This window comes from Chryseobacterium indologenes (assembly GCF_001295265.1).
In the GTDB taxonomy this organism is placed as follows: Bacteria; Bacteroidota; Bacteroidia; order Flavobacteriales; family Weeksellaceae; genus Chryseobacterium; species Chryseobacterium indologenes_A.
In genome coordinates this window covers 85,128-111,014 of sequence record NZ_LJOD01000002.1, presented here as the reverse complement: position 1 = coordinate 111,014, position 25,887 = coordinate 85,128, and the positions used below count along the sequence as shown (strand labels likewise).

General features: G+C 38.8%; 23 protein-coding genes. 12 read left to right on the top strand and 11 right to left on the bottom strand.

Going from position 1 to position 25,887, the window contains the following annotated elements; all coding sequences use genetic code 11:
- Positions 1–4: 4 nt before the first annotated feature.
- Positions 5–463, bottom strand: coding sequence for an Lrp/AsnC family transcriptional regulator (locus AOB46_RS04645; protein ID WP_062696910.1), 459 nt, complete (start codon positions 461–463; stop codon positions 5–7).
- A 157-nt stretch (positions 464–620) separates the two neighbouring features.
- Here AOB46_RS04645 and AOB46_RS04640 point away from each other — a divergent pair, with 157 nt between their 5' ends.
- Entirely contained in the window at positions 621–1,847 is a 1,227-nt protein-coding gene (locus tag AOB46_RS04640) for an aminotransferase class I/II-fold pyridoxal phosphate-dependent enzyme (RefSeq protein ID WP_062696909.1), read from the top strand.
- A 38-nt stretch (positions 1,848–1,885) separates the two neighbouring features.
- Here the strand turns inward: AOB46_RS04640 and AOB46_RS04635 are convergent, their stop codons facing one another.
- Positions 1,886–2,890, bottom strand: a complete 1,005-nt coding sequence (locus AOB46_RS04635) for a glycosyltransferase (protein ID WP_062696908.1) — start codon at positions 2,888–2,890, stop codon at positions 1,886–1,888.
- Between the two features lie 201 nt (positions 2,891–3,091).
- Between AOB46_RS04635 and AOB46_RS04630 the strand changes: the two genes are divergently transcribed.
- Positions 3,092–4,015, top strand: a complete 924-nt coding sequence (locus AOB46_RS04630) for a hypothetical protein (RefSeq protein WP_062696907.1) — start codon at positions 3,092–3,094, stop codon at positions 4,013–4,015.
- Between the two features lie 548 nt (positions 4,016–4,563).
- Here AOB46_RS04630 and AOB46_RS04625 read toward each other — a convergent pair.
- Positions 4,564–5,730 (bottom strand): class I SAM-dependent RNA methyltransferase, encoded by a 1,167-nt coding sequence (locus AOB46_RS04625; RefSeq protein ID WP_062696906.1) that lies wholly within the window; start codon positions 5,728–5,730, stop codon positions 4,564–4,566.
- 137 nt (positions 5,731–5,867) lie between these two features.
- Here AOB46_RS04625 and AOB46_RS04620 point away from each other — a divergent pair, with 137 nt between their 5' ends.
- On the top strand, positions 5,868–6,593 hold the full coding sequence (locus AOB46_RS04620) for an SAM-dependent methyltransferase (protein ID WP_062696905.1): 726 nt from the start codon (positions 5,868–5,870) through the stop codon (positions 6,591–6,593).
- A gap of 2 nt (positions 6,594–6,595) precedes the next feature.
- A complete protein-coding gene (locus tag AOB46_RS04615) occupies positions 6,596–7,321 on the top strand; it encodes a ZIP family metal transporter (RefSeq protein WP_062697311.1) in 726 nt (241 codons plus the stop codon).
- A 221-nt stretch (positions 7,322–7,542) separates the two neighbouring features.
- On the opposite strand, the gene AOB46_RS04610 is transcribed toward AOB46_RS04615, so the two are convergent.
- Together AOB46_RS04610 and AOB46_RS24030 are read right to left on the bottom strand one after the other, a co-directional pair.
- A complete protein-coding gene (locus AOB46_RS04610; RefSeq protein ID WP_062696904.1) occupies positions 7,543–8,949 on the bottom strand; it encodes an OmpP1/FadL family transporter in 1,407 nt (468 codons plus the stop codon).
- 29 nt (positions 8,950–8,978) lie between these two features.
- Entirely contained in the window at positions 8,979–10,079 is a 1,101-nt protein-coding gene (locus tag AOB46_RS24030; protein ID WP_082377019.1) for a prolyl-tRNA synthetase, read from the bottom strand.
- Between the two features lie 144 nt (positions 10,080–10,223).
- Between AOB46_RS24030 and proS the strand changes: the two genes are divergently transcribed.
- The 5 genes from proS to dnaJ all read left to right on the top strand — a co-directional run bounded on the left by proS (position 10,224) and on the right by dnaJ (position 16,479).
- A complete protein-coding gene (gene proS / locus AOB46_RS04600) occupies positions 10,224–11,699 on the top strand; it encodes a proline--tRNA ligase (RefSeq protein ID WP_062696903.1) in 1,476 nt (491 codons plus the stop codon).
- A 115-nt stretch (positions 11,700–11,814) separates the two neighbouring features.
- On the top strand, positions 11,815–13,131 hold the full coding sequence (locus AOB46_RS04595; protein WP_062696902.1) for an OmpA family protein: 1,317 nt from the start codon (positions 11,815–11,817) through the stop codon (positions 13,129–13,131).
- Positions 13,132–13,248: 117 nt separating this feature from the next.
- Positions 13,249–14,583, top strand: a complete 1,335-nt coding sequence (locus AOB46_RS04590; protein ID WP_062696901.1) for an Nramp family divalent metal transporter — start codon at positions 13,249–13,251, stop codon at positions 14,581–14,583.
- Positions 14,584–14,720: 137 nt separating this feature from the next.
- Positions 14,721–15,257, top strand: a complete 537-nt coding sequence (locus AOB46_RS04585; RefSeq protein WP_062696900.1) for a nucleotide exchange factor GrpE — start codon at positions 14,721–14,723, stop codon at positions 15,255–15,257.
- A gap of 103 nt (positions 15,258–15,360) precedes the next feature.
- Positions 15,361–16,479 carry a molecular chaperone DnaJ gene (gene dnaJ, locus AOB46_RS04580; RefSeq protein ID WP_062696899.1) on the top strand — a complete coding sequence of 373 codons (1,119 nt, stop codon included), beginning with the start codon at positions 15,361–15,363 and terminating at the stop codon, positions 16,477–16,479.
- Positions 16,480–16,660: 181 nt separating this feature from the next.
- Here dnaJ and AOB46_RS04575 read toward each other — a convergent pair whose 3' ends face one another.
- Positions 16,661–17,542, bottom strand: coding sequence for a DUF808 domain-containing protein (locus AOB46_RS04575; RefSeq protein WP_062696898.1), 882 nt, complete (start codon positions 17,540–17,542; stop codon positions 16,661–16,663).
- A gap of 231 nt (positions 17,543–17,773) precedes the next feature.
- Between AOB46_RS04575 and AOB46_RS04570 the strand changes: the two genes are divergently transcribed.
- On the top strand, positions 17,774–18,616 hold the full coding sequence (locus AOB46_RS04570) for a hypothetical protein (protein ID WP_131724319.1): 843 nt from the start codon (positions 17,774–17,776) through the stop codon (positions 18,614–18,616).
- Between the two features lie 46 nt (positions 18,617–18,662).
- Positions 18,663–19,532: an alpha/beta hydrolase gene (locus tag AOB46_RS04565; protein ID WP_062696896.1), complete on the top strand. Its 870-nt coding sequence runs from the start codon at positions 18,663–18,665 to the stop codon at positions 19,530–19,532.
- Positions 19,533–19,575: 43 nt separating this feature from the next.
- On the opposite strand, the gene AOB46_RS04560 is transcribed toward AOB46_RS04565, so the two are convergent.
- A complete protein-coding gene (locus AOB46_RS04560; protein WP_062696895.1) occupies positions 19,576–20,271 on the bottom strand; it encodes a DedA family protein in 696 nt (231 codons plus the stop codon).
- An 87-nt stretch (positions 20,272–20,358) separates the two neighbouring features.
- Complete coding sequence (gene prfB, locus AOB46_RS04555; RefSeq protein ID WP_062696894.1) at positions 20,359–21,471, bottom strand: peptide chain release factor 2; 1,113 nt, start codon at positions 21,469–21,471, stop codon at positions 20,359–20,361.
- A gap of 366 nt (positions 21,472–21,837) precedes the next feature.
- On the opposite strand from prfB, the gene AOB46_RS04550 reads away from it, so the two are divergent.
- Positions 21,838–22,119 carry a hypothetical protein gene (locus tag AOB46_RS04550; RefSeq protein ID WP_062696893.1) on the top strand — a complete coding sequence of 94 codons (282 nt, stop codon included), beginning with the start codon at positions 21,838–21,840 and terminating at the stop codon, positions 22,117–22,119.
- Positions 22,120–22,121: 2 nt separating this feature from the next.
- Here the strand turns inward: AOB46_RS04550 and AOB46_RS04545 are convergent, their stop codons facing one another.
- From AOB46_RS04545 to AOB46_RS04535, 3 genes are all read right to left on the bottom strand, one after another.
- Positions 22,122–23,231 carry an NAD(P)/FAD-dependent oxidoreductase gene (locus tag AOB46_RS04545; protein ID WP_062696892.1) on the bottom strand — a complete coding sequence of 370 codons (1,110 nt, stop codon included), beginning with the start codon at positions 23,229–23,231 and terminating at the stop codon, positions 22,122–22,124.
- A gap of 61 nt (positions 23,232–23,292) precedes the next feature.
- The gene (locus tag AOB46_RS04540; protein ID WP_062696891.1) at positions 23,293–24,651 is read right to left on the bottom strand and encodes an ATP-binding protein; all 1,359 of its coding nucleotides are present in this window, start codon (positions 24,649–24,651) and stop codon (positions 23,293–23,295) included.
- A gap of 103 nt (positions 24,652–24,754) precedes the next feature.
- On the bottom strand, positions 24,755–25,771 hold the full coding sequence (locus tag AOB46_RS04535; RefSeq protein WP_062696890.1) for an alpha/beta fold hydrolase: 1,017 nt from the start codon (positions 25,769–25,771) through the stop codon (positions 24,755–24,757).
- Between the last annotated feature and the right edge of the window lie 116 nt (positions 25,772–25,887).

Genomic DNA, 25,887 nt, shown 5'->3' with positions numbered 1-25,887 from the left:
CGGATTAAAGTTCAATAGCCGTTGTATTTTTCACCTCAGAGATCATAAATGAGCTGTGGGTGCTTGCAATATGCTGTAATGCCGTCAATTTGGTCAGCATAAAATTTCTGTAGTCCTGCATATCTCTCACCCCTATTTTGAGGATGTAATCATAATCCCCGCTTACATGGAAACATTCTGTAACTTCATTAAGATTCATAATTTCCTTTTCAAACTGCATTACAAATTCCTTTTTGTGCTGCGTTAGTTTTATATGACACAGGACAATGAAATCCCGGTTTACTTTATTGCGGTCAAGGAGAGCTACATATTTTGAAATCACGCCCAGATTTTCCAGTTTTCTTACCCGTTCATATACAGCAGTAACAGAGAGACCAAGCTTGTAAGACAGCTCTTTGGTTGTTTGCTTACAGTCTTCCTGCAGTAACAGGAGCAGTTTTTTATCTGTTTCATCAAAATTCATAGATGTTTTTTTGGAAAAAGTTTAACATTTTCAAAGATAACAAACATATTTTCTAATCAAAACGCAAATAATAGATTTATATTCTACAAATTTAAATTTATATTGTAATAATTCTGAAAACAAAGCATATTTAGACCATCAATAAAACCTAAAGCTTATGGAAAATTTCAATGCGGCCAATGAGATCCAGGATCTTCAGTATTTTGGTGAATTCGGGGGAGTAAATCCGTCAATTTCAGACAGCTCTACCTATACTTTTCTTTCTGCAAAAACCATGTTTGATACTTTTGAAGGGAATGCGGAAGGATGTTATTTATATTCAAGACATTCATCTCCGATGAACCTTTATCTTGCCCAGGCACTGGCTAAAATGGAAAACACCGAAGCAGCCAATGTTACCGCATCCGGAATGGGAGCAATTACTTCTGTTTTGATGCAAATCTGTAAAAGTGGTGATCATATTATTTCCAGCAGAACTATTTATGGAGGAACTTATGCTTTTTTAAAGAATTTCCTGCCTCCTTTCAATATTGAAACCACTTTCGTAGACATCAGCAATTTTGAGTCTATCGAAAACTCCATAAAGCCAAATACTAAAATTATCTATTGTGAAAGCGTAAGCAATCCGCTTCTGGAGGTTGCAGACCTGAGAAAACTCTCTGAAATCTGTAAAAAACACGGTTTACAGCTGATTGTGGACAATACCTTCTCTCCTCTTTCCGTTTCACCTAAATTACTGGGTGCGGATATTGTGATTCACAGCCTTACTAAATTCATCAACGGAAGCAGCGATACTGTTGGCGGTGTATACTGCGGTACTCAGGAATTCATCAATGATACTAAGAATGTAAATAACGGAGCCTGTATGCTTCTTGGCCCTACGATGGACAGTTTCCGTTCTGCCAGTATCCTGAAGAACCTGAGAACACTCCACATCAGAATGAAACAGCACAGCCACAATGCCATGTACCTTGCTGAAAGATTTGAAAAAGACGGATTAAAGGTATCTTACCCGGGACTGGCCTCTCATAAGGATCATGAATTAATGAAAAGCATGATGCATGAAGATTACGGATTCGGCGGACTGCTGACATTAGATGCGGGAACAACCGACAAAGCCAACGAGCTCATGGAAATGATGCAGCAGGAAAATCTAGGATACCTGGCTGTGAGCTTAGGGTTCTACAAAACATTGTTCTCGTGTTCCGGAAGTTCTACTTCATCAGAAATTCCTGAGGAAGAACGTGAGGCTATGGGAATATCAGATGGCCTGATCAGATTCTCGATCGGTCTGGATCAGGATATAGAGAGAACTTATCAAAAAATGCGGGAATGCATGCTGAAAACAGGTGTTCTCAACCATGAAACCATATTCATATCTTAATTTATTGTTACAAAGGCTGTCGGGATTTCCGGCAGCTTTTATTTTCTATGGAAATGTTTAGGGAAAGCGTCTTCAGGCTTCATTCTGAAAATATTCAGCAGTACCCAGGATTTTAAAAAGCCATACCCGTAAGAAAACATCTGAATATAGGTAGAAATTACCGCCATGCCGGCAATGCTTATGTTTCGGGTAACAATCAGTGCGTGAAAAAGTACCATAAAAGTATACAGTCCGTAAAACGCAAGAACGATTCCCCTTCTCATAAAAATATACTCCAGAAAGCCTAAAATATACCCTAAAAGAAACAGGGTAGGAAAAGCGAAGGATATTTTCACGTAATTCGGATGTCTTTGATTAAGGATGGGTCTTGCACAGCCAAACTGGTAGACCTGCTTGGAAAATTTCCCGAAATCAACCCTGCGTTTATGATAAACAGCTATATCATCAAAAAAAGCGGTTGTGAAACCGTTTTCCCAAAGGGTCATTGATAAATCCGGATCCTCACCTATTCTCATTTCAGAAAAACCACCTACTTTTTCAAAAACAGATTTCTTCACCCCCATGTTAAAGCTTCTTGGCTGGAATTTGGAAACAGATTTTTTGCTCCCTCTTATTCCCCCGGTTGTAAATACAGATGTCATGGAATAAGAAATAGCTTTCTGCATCAGATTAAAACCTTTATGAGCCTTATCAGCTCCCCCGAATGCATCGCACGGAATGGTTTCAATGTCTTTTTTGATATTCTCAATGTAATCTTTCTCTACAATCACATCACTGTCTACAAAAAGCAGCCAGTCATTCTGTGCCCTCTTTGCTCCGTAATTTCTGGTAAGGCCAGGTCCTGAATTGTCTTTACGAAAGTATTTAATATCCAGCATCTCCTCAAAATTATGTATTGTAGGCTTAAGATCAACAAAGGATCCGTCATCTACAATAATAACTTCAAACTCTTTATCCGTCTGATGAGACAGAGAATTCAACAGCTCGAAAAGTTCATCTTTCCGGTTGAAAATAGCAACGACAATGGAAATAGTAGGCTTCAAATTAAAAATTTTTCAAAATTACTTATTCATAAAAGAATCCGCAAACACTTTGCCCTAGATTATCCAAGATTTTTTTAATCATTACAAAAAATATCTTTAAACAATTAACTCAAAATATAATTCATACATTATGGATTAATTATTGCTGGAAATCCGCGAATAATCCTTAATTTTAAATATTCTCAATCAAAAGTACAATCTATGAAAACAAATTTAATACCTATCGTATTGGCTTTCAGCATTTTCTCATACGCGCAAGTGGGAATAGGAACAAATAATCCCAGCGGAACATTTCATGTGGACGGGAACAAGGACAATGCAGCATCTCCTACCCCGGCCCAGACAGCCAACGATTTCATTGTTACCTCATCAGGATCCGCAGCCTTGGGAACAATAACACCGGATGCTTCGGCTAAATTTCAGGTTGATGCTACCAATAAAGGAATGCTGATTCCACGTGTCAGCTTATCAACTCCTACAGACGGCGTAACCATTCCTTCACCAGCCAAAGGCCTTATTGTTTACAATACCAATGTTACAGTAAATATGGAAGAAGGTTTTTATACCAATTACGGAACTCCTGCAGCTCCGCAATGGATCACCTATCAGCAGCGTGATAAAACAGCCTGGAGGCTTGATAACGTATTTGACATCACGGCAGCCGCCCCTGTTGACCAGGCCGTTACAGCAGGAACTACCATAAATAACCTCAATTTAGGATTAAATATTACCATCACTGTTCCTGCATTTACCCAGGCTAAGCTGGTTACTACTTATAGTGTCCCTATAGGTACTACTACCCTATCAACTAACTTCGGGGGATATTTTGGAATAAGATTTTTGAAAAACGGAGCTGAACTTCCGGCGGGATCAAGAAAATATACGGTTCCTGCCATTTCAACGGGAGTAGCATCAAGAATGGCCTCAGTAAATGCTACGGTAGGTGATACTGTTGTTAATAATACAGCTACTCCAATTAATGTAGTTTATGCCTTAAATGGCTATGTAGAACCTACTGCAGATACTTCAACCATCAGATTTAACATGTGGGCTACTTCGGATCCGAATTTTAACTGGGGAAGAGGATATATGTCTGTTCAGATGTTTACCAAAACAACTCTATAGAAATAATACCGGACTGAAAACCGGCTTTTACAATACTTAAGCTCCTTTTTCAGGGAGCTTTTTTATTGAAACAAACAGACCGGATTTAAAGTAAATACACAGTACCAGTGAAATAAAAACAAGATCACCGAACCACTGAAAAGAAGCAGCCTGAACAGACTTTTAAAATAATAAAGCCCTGCAATAGATAAAATAAAAAACAGGATGCCAGAAACCGCAATCCCCATCAGTTAAGCAACAGGGTCTGGCTGTAGTTTTCCGGCGGGAACGGATCTTTAAAAACAAAAAACAGCAATACAGAAGCTGCAACTACAAAAGCAACACTGGCTTTTTCCGTAAGATATTTTACTTTTCTATTCTTATTAGGTTGGTCATCTCATCATAATGATAATCGGATGATGATGATGTTTTTCCCAGTGAAATAAGATTCGATATAAAGTCTATAACGTTCAAAAAATTCAGGGCCATTGTGTATTTGAATTTAGACAAAAATAAAAATTCTTGTCATAAAGCAATAAAAAAACCTTCCGGAATGGAAGGTTGATCTGTTATTTAGGATTTTCAATTTTATGAATTTTTTTTGTTCCCTCATACATTTCGTACTGCAGGAATCGTGTTTCCAGCTTTCCGTTGAAAAGCTTAATCTTTCTGGATGGACGAAGCCCGATCTTTTTCACCGCTTCAAGATCGGAAGAGATCAGCCATGCCAATGTGTTTGGATAATGGGTTTTGAAAGTATCTCCTATTTTCTTGTAAAAATCGTCATCATTGATAGAAATTCTTTCATCATAAGGAGGATTAAATACCATCAGTAATGGGAAAAGTTCTTTTTTGGAATCAAAGAAGTTCTGTTTTCTTACTTCAATCACATCTTCCATTTCTGCTGCTTCAATATTCATTCTTGCAGCATTCAGCATACGGGCATCAATATCATATCCCACAATTTTTCCGGTAAATTCTTTCACCCTGTTGATACGGAATTCTTTGATTTTGGCAAACAATTCAGCATCATAATTTTTCCAGTTCTGGAAAGCAAATCTTTTTCTGAAAGTCTGTGCAGGAAGATCCATCGCAATCATTGCCGCTTCAATCAAAAGTGTTCCAGATCCGCACATAGGATCAAGGAAATTTCCTTTTCCGTCCCAGCCTGCCAATTGAAGCATCCCGCTGGCAAGAACCTCATTAATAGGAGCCTCACCCTGTTCTCTTCTATATCCTCTTTTAAATAAAGCGTCTCCGGACGAATCTAAAGAAATCGTAACCAGCTCACGATCAATATGCAGGTGAAATTTAATATCCGGCGATCTTGTTTCTACATTAGGCCGCCTCCTGAACTTATCCTGAAAATAGTCTACTATGGCATCTTTCATTTTAAGGGTCACAAACTGTGAATGCTTAAAAGTTTCCGAATTCACCGTAGCATCAATGGCAAAAGACTGGTCTACATCCATGAATTCTTCCCAGGACACTTTGAAGAGCCTGTCATAAAACTGATGCTGGTTAAATGCTTTAAATTCATGAATCGGGATCAAGATTTTCAAAGCTGTTCTCGCTGAATAATTTACTTTATAAAGGAAGCCAAGATCGCCCTCACAATTAACCGCTCTGTTTTTAACTTCTACCTTTCTCCCGCCTAACTTTTTGACTTCTTCTGCTAAAATCTGCTCCAGTCCGAAGAATGTTTTTATCTGAATCTGTAGATTTTCTGTATCCATAATTAAGGTGCTAAAAGATTTAATGATTTAAAAATTAAAAGATTAGCTATCAGAATTTAAAATTCCATTGAGCCTGTCAATCTTTCAAAGTGCAAATACTTTGCTTTTAACAGCGCAAATTTAGTTATTTTTGTATTATGGAATGGTTTGAATCTTGGTTTGATACCCCTTATTATCATCTTCTCTATAACAACAGAGACTACACGGAAGCAGAAAACTTTATTACAGCATTAACGAAAGACCTTCAGCTCCCGCCTGCGTCCAAAGTCATTGATCTGGCCTGCGGAAAAGGAAGACATTCTGTTTTTCTGAATAAACTGGGCTATGATGTACTGGGGCTTGACCTTTCCAGACAGAGTATAGAATTTGATAAACAATTTGAAAACCAGACGCTTATTTTCGATGTACATGATATGCGAAATCCAATTGATGCTGATCCTATGGATGCGGTTTTCAATTTATTTACCAGTTTCGGATATTTTGACAATGAGAATGATGATAAAAAAGTCTTCCAGTCTGTATATAATGCCCTGAAACCCGGAGGATACTTTGTTCTGGACTATCTGAATGAAGAATATGTAAGAAAAACATTAATCCCTGAAGCTTCCGTAAAACGCGGTGATGTTGAATTTAAAATTCTTAAAAAGATCGAAGGCAGGCACGTTATCAAGGACATTCGTTTTGAGGCAGACGGAAAACCTTTTCATTTCTTTGAAAAAGTAAAACTTCACTCATTGGAAGAAATCCATTCTTACGCAGCTGATTGTAGTTTTGAAAGAACAAAAGTCTGGGGAGATTATCAGTTAAATGAATTCTCTAAAGACATTTCACCAAGATGCATTAATTTATTTAAGAAAAAATAATGATTACGGTACTTTTACTGATCCTAAGTGTGATTGCAGGAGTATTTCTCGGAAAACACTTCGGGAAAAAAGAAAAACTGGCCAAAAATCTGCTGATTCTGAGTGCCGGATTCCTGATTACGATCTGCCTGAATGAAGTGTTTCCACAGGTTTACACTTCCGAAGCAGGCAGCAATCTTGGAATATTTGTGATTGCGGGAGTTCTTCTGCAAATGATCCTTGAGGCGTTAACAAAAGGCTTTGAGCATGGTCATTTTCATCATCATAATGAGCACAATATCCTTCCGGCTGCTTTAATGATAGGGTTATTTGTTCACGCCTTTATTGAGGGAATTCCTTTAGCCAATGAAGAGCACATGCTGTCACCTTATCTTCTGGGAATTGTATTTCACAATCTTCCTATTTCATTCATTCTAGGGGCTTTTTTATTCAACAGAAAAAATGAATCCAAAGGATCATCCTACCCCTCACTTCTGATTGTTGCTTTATTTGCCCTAGCTTCTCCAATGGGAATGCTTCTGGGAAATTACTTCAATCCGGATCTTCAGCCTTATTTTCTGGCCATCGTAGGCGGAATTTTTCTTCACATCTCATCTGTTATCATTTTTGAAAGTAACAAAAACCACAATATTGACTGGATTAAGATTGGACTGGTAATCGTAGGCGTTTCTCTGGCTCTGGTTATGCATCTTTTTCACAGTCATCCTCATACAGGACATCATCATTAACAGGAGTTAGATTTGACGCCGGGAGATGATAAAAAGACTATGAAAGCCATCTATCATGAGCAGTACCATTCTATTTTATCTTTTTTAAGGAAATCTGACTTTACCTTTAATACCTATAAGTAAAAGTAACTTCCAACCCTCATCTTAACAGATATTTTCAGCAAAAAAGCTCCGGACAATGCCCGGAGCCTCAATTTAATCACTCATTACACAATCTGGAATTAGAATTTCCAGCCGAATGTAACAAAGAAGTTATTTCTGTTATTTTTCACATCAGTCACTACAAAATGATCTGATCCTAAGATTCTATTACTAGAATAATAGGCTGTATCTGTAGCAGGATCTCCCGTTTCAATACCTCTTAAGTAAGGATTGCTATAGCTGGAAGTAACATACTGATAAGATGCATCAATATAGAATGACTTGAAATCATATCCCAGTCCGAAAGAAGCCAGGTTTCTGTCATTCAGCATCATATTGCTGTAAGATCTGTCTGCAACAGAAGCATCAGGGTTCAGCTGGCTTACCGTTAAAGCATCAAAAGGATTAGAGGTGTATGAATATCCGCCTCTTAATCTGAATTGCTTGATTCTGTATTCTGCACCGATTCTTACTTCTGAAATATTCTTATAGTTATCTTTAAAGAAACTGTTCAGATCGCTTTCTGTTCCGGAATATACTTTATACTTAGGTCTTGTAACGCCTAAGGTATAGTCTACATTCAATGAAAAGTTTTTGCTTGCTACAAACGCTGCACTTACAGTGGCTTTAAGCGGTGTAGTCAGTTTTTGGTTCTCTCCGCCGATACCATCTCCTCTCTGCGGATCATTATAGAAATTATATTCCCTGTCTATAGACCAGAAAGTAGGTGTTTCAAGAGAAGCTCCCACTCTGAAATTAGGGCTTAATTTTCCGATAACCCCTAACGAAGCAGAGAAACCGGTTGATCTTTCAGAAAAAGGAGTATTCTGTCTGTCAAAAAACTCAACAGATCCGTTATCAACCATCTGAAAAGCGGCTGTATCATACTGATCAATGGATGCTCCGAAGAAATTTAAGCCGGCACCTATATATACACTGTGGTTATAGTTGGCCCCAACCCCGAAACTTGTTTTGGAAAGATTTCCGTATCTGTTATATGCATGGCCTGCCAATGATGCACTTTTACCGTCATTGAAATCTGTGATCAGGTTATTGCTTCCCGAAGATTCTATATAATTATCTAATGACTGATTGGAATAATTAACTCCGATATTGATAAACTTCCATGCTGTTTCAGTCATAAGCGGGAAAGTAATCACTCCTCCTATATTTCCAACATCAGTATTTGTTTTGTTATAGTTTACTGTAGAACCGTTCCAGGTACTTTTATTTCTGTTCCCTGCAATAGATAAAGTTCCGGAAACTTCACTTGAAATAGCAACCCCTAAACCCGCTGGATTGGTAAGCAGGGAATTGGCATCTCCCCCCAAAGCTCCGTTAGCTCCTGCCATTGCATTGAATTTTGCAGAACCCGTCATAGAAGAACCGGAATAAACCTCCACAGTATTCCTCAATACAGAAACATCCTGAGCCTGTGCAAAAAATGCTGCAGCAATGCCCGTTAATACTAAAGATTTTTTTAACATTATTTTTTTAATAGTTATTTAGTTTATAATTATCTGCCGCCGCTTCTGAAACCGCCGCCTCCGCCGCCTCTGAAGCCACCGCCTCCGCCAGAAGAACCGCCTCTGAAACCACCTGAGCTGCTGTTATTGAAACCTCCGTTTGATCTGAATCCACTGTCATTTCTGAATCCGCCATTGTCTCTCTGCGGAGTATAGTTAGGTCTTGGCTGAGAATTTGAATTACGGAATCCACCAGACTGGTTTCTGAATCCTCCATTCGTGTTTCCTTGTCTGAAACCGCCGTCTGAATTCCCTTGTCTGAACCCTCCATTTGTATTTGAGTTACGGAAACCGCTGTTTGAGCTGTTGCTGTTTCTGAAACCATTGTTTGAGCTTCTTACGGCATCGCCATTATTTCTGAAGCCGCCTCTGTAAGTATTGGTATTATATACTGCATTGGTTAGACCAGGATTACTGAATCCTCCTCCGCTGCTTCTTCTGTAGACAGGTCTGTTATAATATCCATGACCCCAGTAGCCTCCGCCCCAGCCCCAGTAAGGGTAACCGTAGCCTCCTCCCCAGAACGGATCATAATATCCTCCCCAGTAAGGAGAGTATCCATATCCCCAATACGGGCTTCCCCATCCGATAGAGCCTCCCCAGCCCCAGCCGAATGATCCGCCCCAGCCCCAGGATAATCCCATACCCCAGCCCCAGCCGCGGTTCCAGCCCCAATATGGGTTATAGCCGCCATACCATCCCCAAGGATATCCCCACCCCCAGGAATTATCATAATAGTTGGTCTGTGAGCCTGCAAAACTACCCCAGTCTGAATCTGTTGCATTCATGTTAAGGTTAACATCACTCCAGGAATTATATCTGTTATCACGCTCCCTTGCATTAGCCTCTGCATTCTGAATCACATTGGATTCCTGATAATAATCGTAATTTTCACCTACACGGTTTCCGCCATCATTGATAATAACTCCTTCAGGCAGAGTATCTTTATTCGGGTCATAGTACACCCCGTCTGTCTCTGTGTATCCGCCCATCTGAGCGCCACAAGACACAAGCAGCAATCCGCCCGATATGGCTAAAATCCCTTTGGACTTTAACAAACCAAGCAAATTTTTATGTATATTTTTTTTCATGATAACGTATAAATTTTTAATTTAAATTATATTTGCAATCTGTACCAAAAATGTACCAAAACACTGGTAAAAAAATCTATCAAAAATAGATTTTTATTTTTAGATTACAATAATGTACAAAAGTTAAAAAAATTAAAAAAAATAATGGCAAAATTAACCTCAAGAAGCGAAGATTACAGCAAATGGTATAATGAGCTGGTTGTAAAAGCTGACCTAGCTGAAAACTCTGGAGTGCGGGGATGCATGGTGATCAAACCATACGGCTATGCAATCTGGGAAAAAATGCGTGATGAAATGGATAAGAAATTCAAAGAGACAGGTCACGTAAATGCTTATTTCCCGCTTTTTGTGCCCAAAAGCTTATTTGAGGCTGAGGAGAAAAATGCAGAAGGTTTTGCTAAAGAATGTGCGGTTGTTACCCATTACAGACTAAAGACTGACCCTGACAACCCTTCTAAACTCATCGTAGATCCGGATGCCAAACTGGAAGAAGAGCTTATCGTTCGTCCTACTTCTGAAGCAATTATCTGGAATACCTATAAAAACTGGATCCAGTCTTACAGAGACCTTCCGATCCTCATCAACCAATGGGCCAATGTTGTACGTTGGGAAATGAGAACCCGTTTGTTCTTAAGAACCGCTGAATTCCTGTGGCAGGAAGGCCACACAGCCCACGCTACCAGAGAAGAAGCAGTGGAAGAAGCAGAAAAAATGAATAAGGTATATGCTGATTTTGCAGAAAACTTTATGGCCATTCCGGTAATCCAGGGATTGAAAACACCTTCTGAAAGATTCGCAGGTGCTGATGAAACCTACTGTATCGAAGCTTTAATGCAGGACGGAAAAGCTCTTCAGGCCGGAACCTCTCACTTCCTGGGACAAAATTTCGCAAAAGCTTTTGATGTGAAGTTTACCAATAAAGAAGGGAAAATTGAACACGCTTGGGCTACTTCATGGGGTACATCCACCCGTCTTATGGGAGCTTTGATCATGACCCACTCTGACGATTTCGGTTTGGTGCTTCCTCCTACCCTTGCGCCAATCCAAGTGGTAATTGTTCCTATCTTTAAAGGAGACGAGCAGCTTGCACAGATCAGTGAAGTGGCATTAGATATCCAGGCTAAACTAAAAGCAAAAGGAATTTCTGTAAAATTCGATAATGATACACAGAACAAACCAGGCTGGAAATTTGCAGAATATGAACTGAAAGGTGTTCCGGTAAGAATAGCAATGGGGCCAAGAGACCTGGAAAACAAATCTGTTGAAATTGCAAGAAGAGACAATCTTACTAAAGAGGTACGTTCGATTGAAGGACTGGACAGCTACATTGAAGAATTATTGCAGACCATCCAGAAAGATATTTTCGAAAAAGCATTCAACTTCAGAAAAGATAACATTACCAAAGTGGATAGTTACGAAGAATTCAAAACTGTTCTTGAAGAAAAAGGAGGTTTCATCTATGCACACTGGGACGGAACCGCAGAAGAGGAAGAACAGATCAAGGATGAAACGAAAGCTACCATCAGATGTATTCCTTTAGATGATGATATTGAAGAAGGAATTTCCATGATTTCAGGAAAACCTTCTAAAAGACGTGTATTATTCGCAAAAGCTTACTAGTAATTTTATCAATTTATGAAAATTTCGACGAAATTTAAATAAATATTCAAAAAAAGTGACATTTGGACAGATTTTTGTTTAAATTTATGGAACATTAATCTCAAAATAATTTATTATGTCTTTAAATGTCATTGATTTAATTAAAGGACAGCTAGGTCCCGCTTTGGTTTCACAAGCAGCTTCTCAGTTTGGAGAAAGTGAATCCGGTATTTCAAAAGCAATTGGAGGTTTACTGCCTGCTGTGGTAGGAGGATTAGCCAACAACGCAGACAACCCGGGAGTTTTAGATGCAATAACCGGGGCTTCGTCAAGCGGAATTTTAGGGAATTTATTAGGAGGGGCTTCTAATAATCCTATGATATCAAACCTTCTGACTTCCATTTTTGGAGATAAGGTGGGCGGAATTGTGAACGCTATTGCCTCTTTCGCAGGAATCAGCAATAACTCGTCCAGTTCACTGCTGAATCTGGTAACAGGAGCTACGATAGGCTCTATCGGCAAATATGCAGCCGATAATAATCTGGGCAAGTCCGGAATTTCAAGCCTACTGAATGACCAGAAAGGAATTGTTTCATCATTACTGCCTGCAGGACTTTCTCTGGCCTCACTGAATATTGGTGACTGGGCCAAAGGATATAAGTTTGACAATGACAATGATGCAATAAGAACAGCAGCTACTGAAGAGCCTAAAATAGAGGTAACAAGAAGTACTACACCTACAGGAACAAATCCTGACAGAAATAACAACAACGAAGGCGGAGGTTCAATCTGGAAATGGTTGCTTCCGCTTTTACTGTTAATTGCTGCCGGCTATTTCCTATGGAAGCAATGCGAGAAAAAACAAACTACAACTACAACAACAACCTCAGATTCTACAGGATCTTCTGTGGATTCATCAGCTGCGGTTACTCCTCCGGACACTTCGGCCTCTGCAACAGCAGCTCCGGCAGCCACTAAGACCGATGAAAATATCGATCTTAACGGGGTTATGCTGAAAGGATACAAAGGAGGAATGGAAGATCAGATGATTGCTTTCCTAAAATCAGGAGGGTATAAAAATGCAGCTGATGACGCTGCCCTAAAAGATAAATGGTATAATTTCGACCATGTGAATTTCAAAATGGGAAGCTCTACTGAACTGGAAGCGGGTTCTCAGGGACAGCTTGATAATTTAGTAGCCATTTTAAAAGCCTTCCCTGAAGCTAAAATCAAAATCGGAGGCTATACTGATAAAACAGGAAATGAAGCGTCCAATCTGAAATTATCTAAGGAAAGAGCTGAATTCATCAAAGCTGCTATGACAAAAGCAGGCGTAGGAGCTCAGGTACTGGAAGCTGCCGGCTACGGAAGTAAATTTGCTACAGTAGATGCTAAAGCTTCTGATGCAGAAAGAGCTGCAGACAGAAAAATGGCTGTAAGATTCGCTAAATAATTCTTTTTAGAATCAATAAAAATAGAATCCCGGAAGATAATTTTTCCGGGATTTTTCTTTGACTTATTTTTGTATTTATATTTATTTAATTAAATTTGTTAGTCATTTCTAACATTTATGAATTTCAATATAAAAAACGCCTGGCGAAAAGATAAAACCACCCACTCACTTCCTGAGGTCTATTCTTCAATCAAAGTTCCTAAAAAAGCAACTTTCTGGAGGAAATATCTTGCTTTTGCTGGGCCGGGACTCATGGTTGCCGTAGGATATATGGATCCGGGAAACTGGGCAACAGATATTGCAGGAGGGGCTCAATTCGGATATACTCTGCTCTCGGTTATCCTTATTTCCAATATTTTTGCCATGGTTCTTCAGCATCTTTCCGTAAAATTGGGAGTTGTAGCAGAAAGAGACCTTGCACAGGCCTGCCGGGATCACTTCAGCCCTACTACTAATTTTATTTTATGGATATTCTGTGAAATTGCCATTGCCGCATGTGATCTCGCAGAAGTTATAGGTTCCGCCATCGCACTAAACCTTTTATTTCATATTCCTCTGACCTGGGGGATCGTAATCACCACAATTGATGTACTCTTTATCCTGTTGCTCCAGGCCAAAGGCTTCCGGTGGATTGAAAGTATTGTAGGAGGGCTTATTTTTATCATCCTCTCCTGTTTTGTCTATGAGATTGTGATTTCAAAACCAGCATTCAATGAAATCCTTGGCGGACTGGTTCCTCAGAAAGAGATTATCCAGAATCCGGCTATGCTGTATATTGCCATTGGTATTCTGGGAGCTACTGTAATGCCTCATAACCTGTATCTGCACAGCAGCATTGTACAGACCAGAGATTATGCCCGGGACAGGGAAGGAAAAAAAGAAGCCATTAAATTTGCCACGTTAGACAGCACCGTTTCACTGATGCTGGCATTCTTCATCAATGCAGCGATTCTTATCCTCGCCGCAGCAACATTTCATACCACTGGAAATGAGCATGTAGCAGATATTCACGACGCTTATAAAATGCTCACTCCAATTCTAGGAGCTTCAATGGCAAGTATTGCTTTCGCCATTGCCCTTCTGGCCTCAGGGCAGAATTCTACCCTTACCGGAACCCTTGCCGGACAGATCGTCATGGAAGGTTTTTTAAATATCCGATTAAAACCATGGCTGAGACGGTTAATCACAAGACTGATTGCAGTTATTCCGGCTCTGATTGTTGCTATTATCTATGGCGAGCAGGGAACCACAGATTTATTGGTATTAAGCCAGGTTATCTTATCCATGCAGCTGAGTTTTGCAGTGGTTCCTCTGGTTATGTTCACCAGTGACAAAGCCAAAATGGGAGAATTTGTCAACAAGCCTTTCCTTAAGGTCTGTGTATGGGTCATTTCCTTAATCATTATAATTCTGAATCTATATTTACTATATCAGACGTTTGCGGGAAAATAAGATTAATAATGAGCAATGCACAATAATTGACTATTTCTATTCACCATTTGCATCTTCTTCTTTTTTCTGCCTTAATGTCCTGATTTTTCCATTTGGCAGAATCTTTGTCAAATCATTGTGTAAATAAATATTGAATTATGGAAAATCAGGATATTAACGAAGAAAGCATCAATAATCAGGAAGAGAACAATATTCAGAACGAGACAGCATCTGAAGACAATGTGACAGTATCACCTTCTGCAGAGGAACTTTTGGCAGAAGAAAAAGACCGTTACATCAGATTGTATGCCGAGTTCGAAAACTATAAAAAAAGAACGGCTAAAGAGAAGATGGAATTCTTCCAGTATGCCAACCAGGACATGATGGTTTCTATGCTGGGGGTTTTAGATGACTTCGAAAGAGCACTGAAAGAAATCGCGAAGAACGGAAATCCGGCTGATCTTCAGGGTGTGGAACTTATCTATCAGAAATTTAAGAATAAGCTGAGCGAAAAAGGCTTAAAAACAATGGAAGTAAAAGCAGGAGACAGCTTTAACGTAGATTTTCATGAGGCAATCACTCAGATTCCAGCCCCATCTGAAGACCTGAAAGGCAAAATCGTAGATGTTATTGAAACCGGATACACACTGAACGATAAAGTGATCCGTTTCGCAAAAGTAGTAACAGGAAACTAATATTAAATAATGATAAATGATGAGAGATAATTGATTGGCAAACGCTTTAAGCACTATGCAATAGACATCAATTATCATTTATCAGCAATCAGTTATAAGCATTATGTCAAAGAGAGATTATTACGAGGTTCTGGAGATCAGTAAATCTGCTTCAGGCGACGAAATAAAGAAAGCCTATAGAAAAATGGCCATCAAATATCACCCTGACAAAAACCCGGGTGATAAAGAGGCTGAAGAAAAATTTAAAGAAGCTGCAGAAGCTTACGAAATCCTGAGCGATGATCAGAAGCGTGCCCGATATGACCAGTTTGGCCATGCCGGAGTGGGCGGCAACGGTGGTTTCGGAGGTGGAGGCTTCGGAGGTGGTATGAATATGGAAGACATTTTCAGCCAGTTCGGAGATATTTTCGGTGGTGGCTTTGGAGGTTTCGGAGGTGGCGGAGGTGGCCGTCAGCAGGCAAGAGGTTCCAATTTAAGAATCAGAATTAAGCTGAGCCTTGAAGAGATGGTGAACGGTACCCAGAAAACCATTAAAGTAAAAAAAATGAAGATGGCGGAAGGGGCTACTTCCAAAACCTGTCCTACCTGTAACGGATCCGGTGTTCAGCTTAAAGTAATGAATACCATGTTCGGGCAAATGCAGACCCAGACTACCTGCGGAACCTGTCAGGGAATCGGTAAAGTAGCTGATAAAATTCCGGCAGGAGCCAATGCTCAGGGACTGATCAAAGATGAGGAGGAAGTAACCATCAATATTCCTGCGGGAGCAAGAGACGGAATCCAGCTTAATGTAAGAGGAAAAGGAAATGATGCCCCTTTCGGAGGAATTCCGGGAGATTTATTGGTAATTATTGAAGAGGAAGTTGATAAAACCATCAAAAGAGAAGGCGACAATCTTCACCAGGAATTATACATTTCATTTGCTGAAGCAGCACTGGGAACGAAAAAAGAGGTTCCTACCGTAGGCGGAAAAGTGAAGATTACGGTTGACCCGGGAACGCAGTCCGGAAAAATTCTGAGACTTGCAGGAAAAGGACTTCCAAGCATTGACAGCTATGGAAAAGGTGATATGTTCATCCACATCAATGTATGGACCCCGCAAAAGCTTAATAAAGAACAAAAAGATTTCTTTGAAAAGCAGATGAACAGCGGAGAAATGGTTGCAGAACCATCCGGAAAGGAAAAAACTTTCTTTGACAAAGTGAAAGATTTATTCAATTAATATACAGAAGGATTCTTACGGGAATCCTTTTTTGTTTGTAGTTAAAAGATAAACAAAAACTCAGAGAGCAAAATAAAGCAGAAACAAAAATATATTCTGCCCAATAAAATCATCATAAAGCATACAACAAAAAGCTCAGCAGTGGATTACTGCTGAGCTTTTTTCAATTATAGTTAATCAATTATTTCTTTATAGCCAGGGAATACATCATTTTCCCGACTGTGAAAACAGCTACGGCAGCCAATCCACCTACAATTCCGAAAGTAAACTCTTTCAGGATGGAAGGCCAAGTGGGAAGCAGTTCATGAAGATAATGAATGTTATGGGCGAAAATTCCGCCTGAGACCAGGATAAGGGCGATAGTTCCCACTACCCCTAATATTTTAATGATCACAGGAAGTGCTTTTACCAATAAATGTCCCAGTTTGGAAACAACTCCTTTATCATTGCTCTTTTTAATTAATTTAAACCCTGCATCATCCATTCTTACAATAAGGGCAACAATTCCATATACACCGACAGTGGCAATAAATGAAACGAACGTTACTGTAATAATCTGGGTAATAAGCGGATGATTTTCCTGAATAACAGTCCCCAAAGCTATAATTACAATTTCAATAGAAAGAATAAAATCTGTTCTTATGGCTGAGTTTATTTTTGATTTTTCAGAAACTTCAGAGTTCTCATCTTCTTTACTTTCTTCAACCACTTCATGTCCTTTTTTGGAACGGTGAAATAAAAATTCGATGATCTTTTCCACTCCTTCAAAGGCCAGATATAATCCTCCCAGGATAAGAATAATTTCAATAGCCGGTTTATAGAGCCAGTTGAGTAAAAAAGCTATAGGAAGAATAATCAGTTTATTAATGAATGAACCTTTTGTAATCGCCCACAATACCGGAAGTTCGCGGGAGGAAAGGAAACCGGTTGCCTTTTCTGCATTTACAGCAAGGTCATCCCCTAAAATTCCTGCTGTTTTCTGTGTCGCCAGTTTACTGGTAACCGCCACATCATCCATCAATGCTGCAATATCATCTAAAATTGCAAAAAAGCCTGACGCCATATTTTAATCTTTTTTTAATATTTGTTAAGTTGAGCAAAAATAATTATTTAATTCTATTTTCAAACGGTTTACAAAACATTAATTTTTATGAAGTCCTATCAACTCTTTTTTGATGACGATATGAAGTGATATTTGTATATTCGTGATACACCGAAAAATATAAACCCCAAACAAAATATGAGATCTTTATTTTTCTTTTTTTTGATTTTTTTATGTAGTTTATTTATATCATTGAAAAACTTCTATAGTAAAATCAGGCTTCTCCTATTGGGTATTGTTCCATTGCTATTTTCTGCCCAGAAATCACGAGATTATCTTCAATGCGATTTAAAATCTCTTAAAACAGTTTGTATAGAAAGCGGAAAACCTGTTATTTCTGAGATTAGCAGCGAAGAAGGGACTAAAATTTACGGACGGCTTAAAGACCTGAAAAAGGAATTATCCGAAATAGCTTTTGAAAAATATAAAGGCAAAATTCGTTTCAGCTGTAACGAAAAAATACAATATGACAGTATCAACAGGATGCATTACGCCCAAAAATCCGGAGATGACAGGAGATTTTATTTTATGTATTCTGGCCAGAATAATCCTGTAATCAGATATAAAGGAACTGAAGATCTGAAAAAAATCAAAGATATTGATCTCAGCTCTCCACAGAAATATCTTCAGCTTTACAGCAGAGAAAACGAAAACAACCCGGATTATGAAGTCTTCTACTACTTCTACAATCAACAATATCAGTTAGAATATAGTTTTCATCAGCATGGTAATGAGTTCAGCGAATATACATACGTCTACCAGGATTCACTGTACGGCCCGGAGCTTATTGAAGTGTATAAGAACGGAATCCTTTCTGAAGAATATTCCTATTCTAAAAATGAAGATACATCCGAAAAAACAATTACAGAATATCCTGTAGATGAGGTTTACCATTTGGATAAAAAGAACAGGCGCTTCTTAAAAAAATCTGCCTATATTCCGGTTTCCGCCCCATGCAACTGCCGCGAAGGCTATATAACCAAAATAATCTACTGGGATGAGGACCGATGCAATAATAAAATCATCCTTGAATAGACCTTTCTCCCGCTTCTATTTCCTGTTTATTTTGTATTTTTAATCTATGAAAAAGCTCATTCTGAGATACCATTTTTTCGCAGTTGGCTGCATCAGTTTCCTGCTTCAGTCATGTAATACCAAATTCAGGGTTTGGGTGGGACCCGGCGGCCAGCAGAAGATCTATAATTTAAAATATGGTGAGCATAAAAGACAAAAGATGGATGTTTTTCTTCCTTTGGATTATCCTGAAAACAGTCCGGTAGTGCTTATTGTACATGGTGGTGCATGGACCCTCGGAAAAAAAGAGCACATGATCCAGGTCCAGAAAATGCTTTTTAAAAACCAGATTCCGAGCATCAATATGAATTACAGGCTGGTCTCCAAAAGGAAAAAAATTACATATAAGCAACAGCTGGAAGATATTGGGCTTGCTATTGAAAAGTTTAATTCCCTTTCGGAAAAGGCAGAGCTGGAGCCTGATAACTACATATTGCTGGGAGAAAGTGCAGGAGGACATCTTGCCCTTCTTTACGGCTATAAACATCCGGATCAGGTCAAAAAGATTATTTCCCTGAGCGGGCCGACTGATTTTTACAGCCCCGAATATCTGAATTCATTTTACTCCAAATACACCTCTCCCACTTTCCAGAAAGTAGTGGGAACGAAGTTTGACCGGAAAAACATATCTGAAGCCTTTAAAGAAGCCAGCCCTATCGCCAATATTACGAGTGTCCCTACTCTTCTTTTCCAAGGAAATAATGACTTTCTGGTCAACCAGCATCAGGCAATTGCCATGGATTCTGTACTTACCCGGGAGAATATTCCGCATAAGCTGGTCTTTATGAAAAAAACCGGACATGTTCCAAGGCTTTTCAGCAAAAGAAAAAGAGACAGCATTATTTATCCGAATATTCTGGAATGGATAAAAAAATAACCCGCTAAAAAAGCAGGTTATGGATTATAATATTGTTGAATTCTTATTCAAAATCTTTATTTTCATATTTAGAGAAATCCTCTTTTTTTCCGAAAGCAAATTTAATGATGACCGGAAGTGTTGTTACAAGTACGATAACTATAATAATGTATTCCAGTTTTTCCTTTAAATTGATACCAAACTGTTCCATGAACAATTTATCAAGGTAATGCCCTGCAAAAATCAGAATGAATGACCATAGCACCCCTCCGATAATATTATCTCTAAGGAATTCTTTCTTATCCATCTTTACAATTCCGGCAACAATAGGAGTAAATGTTCTTACTACCGGTAGAAATCTGGCCATAATAATCGCCAGTGCACCATGCTTTTCAAAGAAGTCATGCGCCTGGTAAAGGTATTTTTTCTTAAACAGCATTGAATCTGGTCTCTTATAAAGAGCAGGACCTGTTTTTCTTCCGAAATAATATCCCACTTCATTTCCTATCACAGCTGCAATGGCAACCCCGGTAGCCAGAAGTGTGGTATCTAAAAAATCGCTCCCTGTAGAGCCAAAAGTCTCTTTGATGATTTCAACGGCATAAATCCCTGAAACGAAAAGTAGTGAGTCTCCCGGGAGGAAAAATCCTACAAAAAGTCCGGTCTCGGCAAAAACAATGAATAAAATAAGCCAGAACCCACCCATTTTGATATAAAATTCGGGGTTCAGTAAATCTTTCCAGCTATTGAAATCTTCCATAAATAACGATTAGCAACAAAAATAAGCGTAAAAAGTCTGAAACAAAAATTAATTATAAGATTTTAACTAAAATACAGACATGATATTTTACAAGTCAGGATCATCATCAGAAACTGCGGTACCATCGGCCATCAGGAAGGCTTTCAGGAATGGGGTGAGATTTCCGTTCATTACAGAATCCACATCCGAGGTTTCGTGGCCTGAGCGTACATCTTTTACCAGTTTATACGGATGCATTACATAGTTTCTGATCTGGCTTCCCCACTCGATCTTCATTTTATTGGCTTCAATCTCGTTTCTGGCTTTCATACGTTCTTCCAGTTCCATTTCATAAAGTCTTGAACGAAGGAGCTGCATTGCTTTTTCCTTGTTCTGAAGCTGTGAGCGGGATTCTGAGTTTTCAATAATAATTCCGGTGGGTGCGTGGCGGAGACGTACAGCGGTTTCTACCTTGTTTACGTTCTGACCTCCTGCTCCGGATGACCTCATTGTTTCAAATGAAATATCCGCAGGGTTAATATTGATCTCGATAGTATCATCTACTAAAGGATAAACATACACGGACACGAAGCTCGTATGACGTTTTGCATTACTGTCAAAAGGTGAAATTCTTACCAGCCTGTGTACCCCGTTCTCTCCTTTCAGGTATCCGAAAGCGTATTCCCCGTCTATTTCCAGCGTAACAGTTTTTACTCCGGCTACATCGCCTTCCTGAAAATTGAGTTCGCGAATCTTATATCCCTGTTTTTCTGCCCACATGGTGTACATTCTCATCAGCATGGAAGCCCAGTCACAGCTTTCCGTACCTCCGGCTCCTGCTGTGATCTGAAGCACTGCTGAAAGTTCGTCCCCTTCATTGGAAAGCATATTTTTGAATTCCAGGTCCTCAATCTTTTCTACCAGCTGAGGAAAAGTTTCGTCTAACTCTTTTTCAGAATCAGGATCTTCTTTTGCAAATTCCATAAGAACCTGCAAATCTTCAAACTGGGTTCTGATCTCTTCATAATCTTCTACCCATCTTTTTTTGGAACGGAGCTGTTTCAGAAAAGCTTCGGCTTCTTTCGGATTGTCCCAAAATTCCGGAGCAGCTGTTTTCTCATCGTCATTGGCAATTTCTATCTTCTTTTTTTCAATCTGAAGATATTTATGTAAGTCTTCTATTCTCGACTGAACTTCTTTTATCTGGTCGTTGTTGATCACGAATTTTTAATTTTATACAAAAATACGGAATTCTTTTGTCAGTTGAGGATTCAGAATTCAAGGTTTCCTGTTTAAAGTTCAGGGTTTACAGTTTAAGGTTCCAAGCCGTCAACAGAACAGAAAGATTTATTAAAATTTCCATTTCTTTTTTTAATGTATATTTATCCTAACAAATATAAATCAGTCTTAAAAGCTGGGGAAAATACCTTTTATTAATCAGAATGAATAATAGCGAACATTTTTAAGATAAACAAGGGCGCTTCAATATTTTTGAAATACAAGGTTTTAGCAGATGATTCCAGGTTTGGATTTTGTATGTTTTGGGTTCGTTCCTGGTTTTGCATCTGATTCCGAAATACTATCTGAATGAATAAAAACTACATCAATATTTTAATTAATGAGCACCGGGCGAATTCCTTGCAACTGAAAAAGCTGATCATATCAATGAATATAAGTCCCGGAATGGATAAAGCCTTCTGTGCTTATCTTGCAGAAAAGGTTCTTCAGCAATTGGAAAAAGGAGCAGATTCACAAAAAATACAGGGTATAATAGAAAGCGAACTGTGTGTGGGTTATGGTCTTTACAGATATGAATTCAATTCAGAAAAAATAACTGATGATATTATGGATTGGTGGGAAGATTTGTGACGTTAAATCATTTCAGCTATGTCCTCCCCTATTTTTGGAGCTAGGGCCACTCCCATTCCGGAGAGCCTTACTCCGCAGAACTGTCTTTCTGAAAGCTGCTTTACAACCGGACTTTTTTCTGATCCCATCGCCATAATTCCTGACCAGCGGAGCGCAATTTTAAAGTCCTGTTCCGGTAAAATGACTTCTCTCATAAAGTTTTCCAGATGATTCTGTAAAAATTCTGTGGTTTGAAAGGCTGTTGTTTCTTCTGTTTTGAGGTCCTGATTTCTGCCACCTCCCAACAGCACTCTGTTTCCCAGATTTCTGAAATAATAAAAACCTTCATCGTAATGGAATGTTCCTTTTAATTTTAAATCTTCAATGGGTTCCGTCAGGATAATCTGCCCTCGGGCGGGAATGATCTCTTCATTTTTCAGAAATTCTGAGCTGAAAGCGTTGGTACAGTAAACCAGCTGATCGGCTTCCACAAAAAGTGCTTCTGAAATCCAGACCTCTACAGCGTCCGTTTTTTCGTTCACATTTTTTACTTCTGTTCCGAATAAAAATTCAATTTTCAGATCCCGGCATTTTTCCTGAAGTTTTTGCAGGAGCTTTCCCGAATGCAGACTGCCTTCACAAGTATTTTCAATTAAGAATTCAGATTTACCCAATCCGAACTGCTTTATTTTTTCCGGATTCAAACTATATGTTTTTTCGAGCCCGGTTATGGATTTCAGCTTTTCATTGACCAGATCCAACTGCTGCAGAGGTTCACTATGATTTAAAATTTCGTAACCTCCGTCCAGCTCAAAATCAATTTCGCTGTTTTTAAAATAATTCTGAATTTTCCGAAGTCCTTCAAACCTCATCCTCACCAGATCTAACGTTTTCTCCCAGCCCATTTTCTGTGAATCGGCAATAACTTCTGTTAAGCTGCCAAAACATGCAAAACCGGCATTTCTTGTTGAAGCTCCCAGCGGAACAGCACTTCGCTCTATAACCAGAACTGATTTTTCAGGATATTTTTCTTTCACTGCCAAAGCCGTCCACAATCCTGAAAACCCGGATCCTATAATGATAATATTTCTTCTTCTGTAGAAGGTTTCGAGCTCCCAGACGCTGTTGTTCATGAGTAACTAATAGATAATGAAGATTAATAGTTGTTATTTAAATATGCCTTTTGCAGGCTTATTATCCCTGTGCATCATCTTCTCCCCCGTTATGATGAAATCCGATGGCTCTTCTCGGTTCTTCTACTACCTGATAGGTTTCGAGCTCTTTTTTCAAAGCCTGTATTCTGTAGCGGAATTCATCGAAATTATTAATCATCACATCAGCAAGGAATCGAGCAATCTGTTCCAGGTATTCTTCGGTCAGTTTTCCGGCAGCATCTCTCAAGGCTGCATTCAGAAGGTTCTGATCAATCTTAAGATTTTCGTTCCGGGTTCTCTGGTAAAGATTTTTAATTCTCTTTTTCAGGCTTTGGGTAAAGTCGATCAGCATGGTATTGCTGAATACTTTCATTTTTGAAGAAATATCGTGCCAGAACGGAACTTTATCGGCTTTATTCTTTTTTAGAATCTTAAACAGCAGAGAATCTGCTTCCAGATCTTTTGTCATCGCATACAGGATAATTTCTGAACGTTCGGAGGCATTGGGCGGAAAAACGGGGATCATCACATCAAATCTTCCCGGCGCTAAGATTTCTTCATCAATCTCTGCAATGGAATTGGCAGATCCAACCATGAGCAGTTCTTCTTTTTCAAATTTTCCGATGTAATGAAGGATGAGTTCCTGGGTTTCCAGATTACAGGAAGCAATGTCTGTTTCTGCCTTTCGCTGCATCATAATTTCATCGAAATCATCAAGGAAAAGCAACACCTTATCTTCTTTCATCATCGTGAGCAGGAAATCATTGAAATTGGTTTTATTTCCGTCTATGAATGAAGTTCCCAGATAATGTTTTTTGACTTCCTTGAAATGATATCCGATAATTTCGGCAATCTTGGTTGCCCAGAATATTTTACCGCTACCCGGAGGACCGTACAAAACGATTCCGGCTGGTTTATTGATTCCCCAGTCTTTGATCTGCTGTGGATTAAGAAACGGCTCCAACACCGAAGAGATATAAAAGAAAAGATCTCTGTAACCGATAAAATCCCTGTGTCTCAGGCTGGTTTTATGCCCGAAATAATCGTATACAAACTGATAATTTCCTCCTAATTTATTATCAATGCCATAACTGGAGATGGAAGAACGGAAGAAACCATTGTCAAAAATATTGGGATTGGTCTCTTTAATGGCTTTCTCAATATCTTCTTTCGGCTGATTGATGACTTCTGCGATCTGCTCAACGGTTTTATTTTTATCCAGATCCTTCTCATAAAGTCTTAAAAATTTTACATTTTCACGTGCAAATTTTTCAAAATCTTCTTTTACTTCAAAGTTGGTGCTGATACAAACCCCTAATTCAAGGTCGAAATCCTGAATAAACTGTATGATGGCTTCCGCTGATACATTCAGCTCTCTGGCAAGTTCAATTAACTTCATAATTCCCGATTAATTCTATCAAATTTAGCATTTTAATCTTAAAAATCTATTGAAAAATTTGCTAAATTTTGCTAGATATTGAATGCTGAAAATGAGTATACCATTACTTTTGTGCTGTATTTTTTTGTTTTTCTGAAAGTTTTTTCTGCATATCATTAATAGCATCTTCAATTACTTTCGGCTGATCCTGATTGATGTAATGCCCGCTCCCTGAAGCTAAGATCTGTTTACTGTCTGATGATAGCTTTAAAAGATCTTTCTGCATTTTATCCCATGCAATCAGCATTTCGTTCTTCAATTTTTCATCTTTAATAAAGCTGTCATACCTTGTTTTATCTGCTGCCGTGATTACATAGAGAGGAACAGAGCCAAAAGTATTGATCCCTGAAGCATTCTTCTTGATAGCTTTCATCTGTTCCTGCTCTTCCAGCACACCATAGGCACTTTTATAAAGCAGTGCAGGCATAAGAGAGTTCTGATGTTGATACTCTGTTTTATTGGGAAACATATTTTTAAACATAAGCCTTGCCGCTCCAAAAGTATTCGCAAATTTCAAAAATCCGGCAGGTAATCCCTGATTCACCATAGCGTAAAGTTCAGATGACAAAAACTTTTCGTCTTCAGGATACTGACTGTCTACCAGAATCACTCCGGCCACATCCTGCGGATATTTTGCAACAAAGAAACGGGAAAGCATTCCGCCAAAGGAATGTCCTACAAGGATATAAGGTTTAGGAATGTTTGCTTTTTCCAGTAAAGTATGAAGTTCTTCAGCAATTTTCTCTCCTGTTTTCGGGTTTGTTCCTCTTTCACTCCATAAAATACCGGAGCGGTCATAGGAAAATGTTGTATATGTTTCAGGAAGCTGCTGCTGGATATGATACCATTGCAGATGTCCCGCAGGATCAAAAGCGGTTTCAAAAATAACAGAAGGCCCGCCTGTTCCCTTTTTAAAATAGTGCATTTTATGATTTTCCACATTTGCCAGCTGGCCGTCAGGTTTTATTTTTTCAGCGTTTGAACGGGAAATTTTTTCAAAAATAAATCCTGCAATCAATAAAAGAATGATGAGAATAAGCAGACCCATTCCAAGTCTTTTCAACCATTTGAGAATTTTCATAAGTTATATTTTTAATATTTTGTAATTATTATTTTCTGAATAGGTATTATTTTCACAAAAAAAGTTACATCTGTAAAATAATGATAGTCTGATATTTATTATTAGAGCTTAATAAA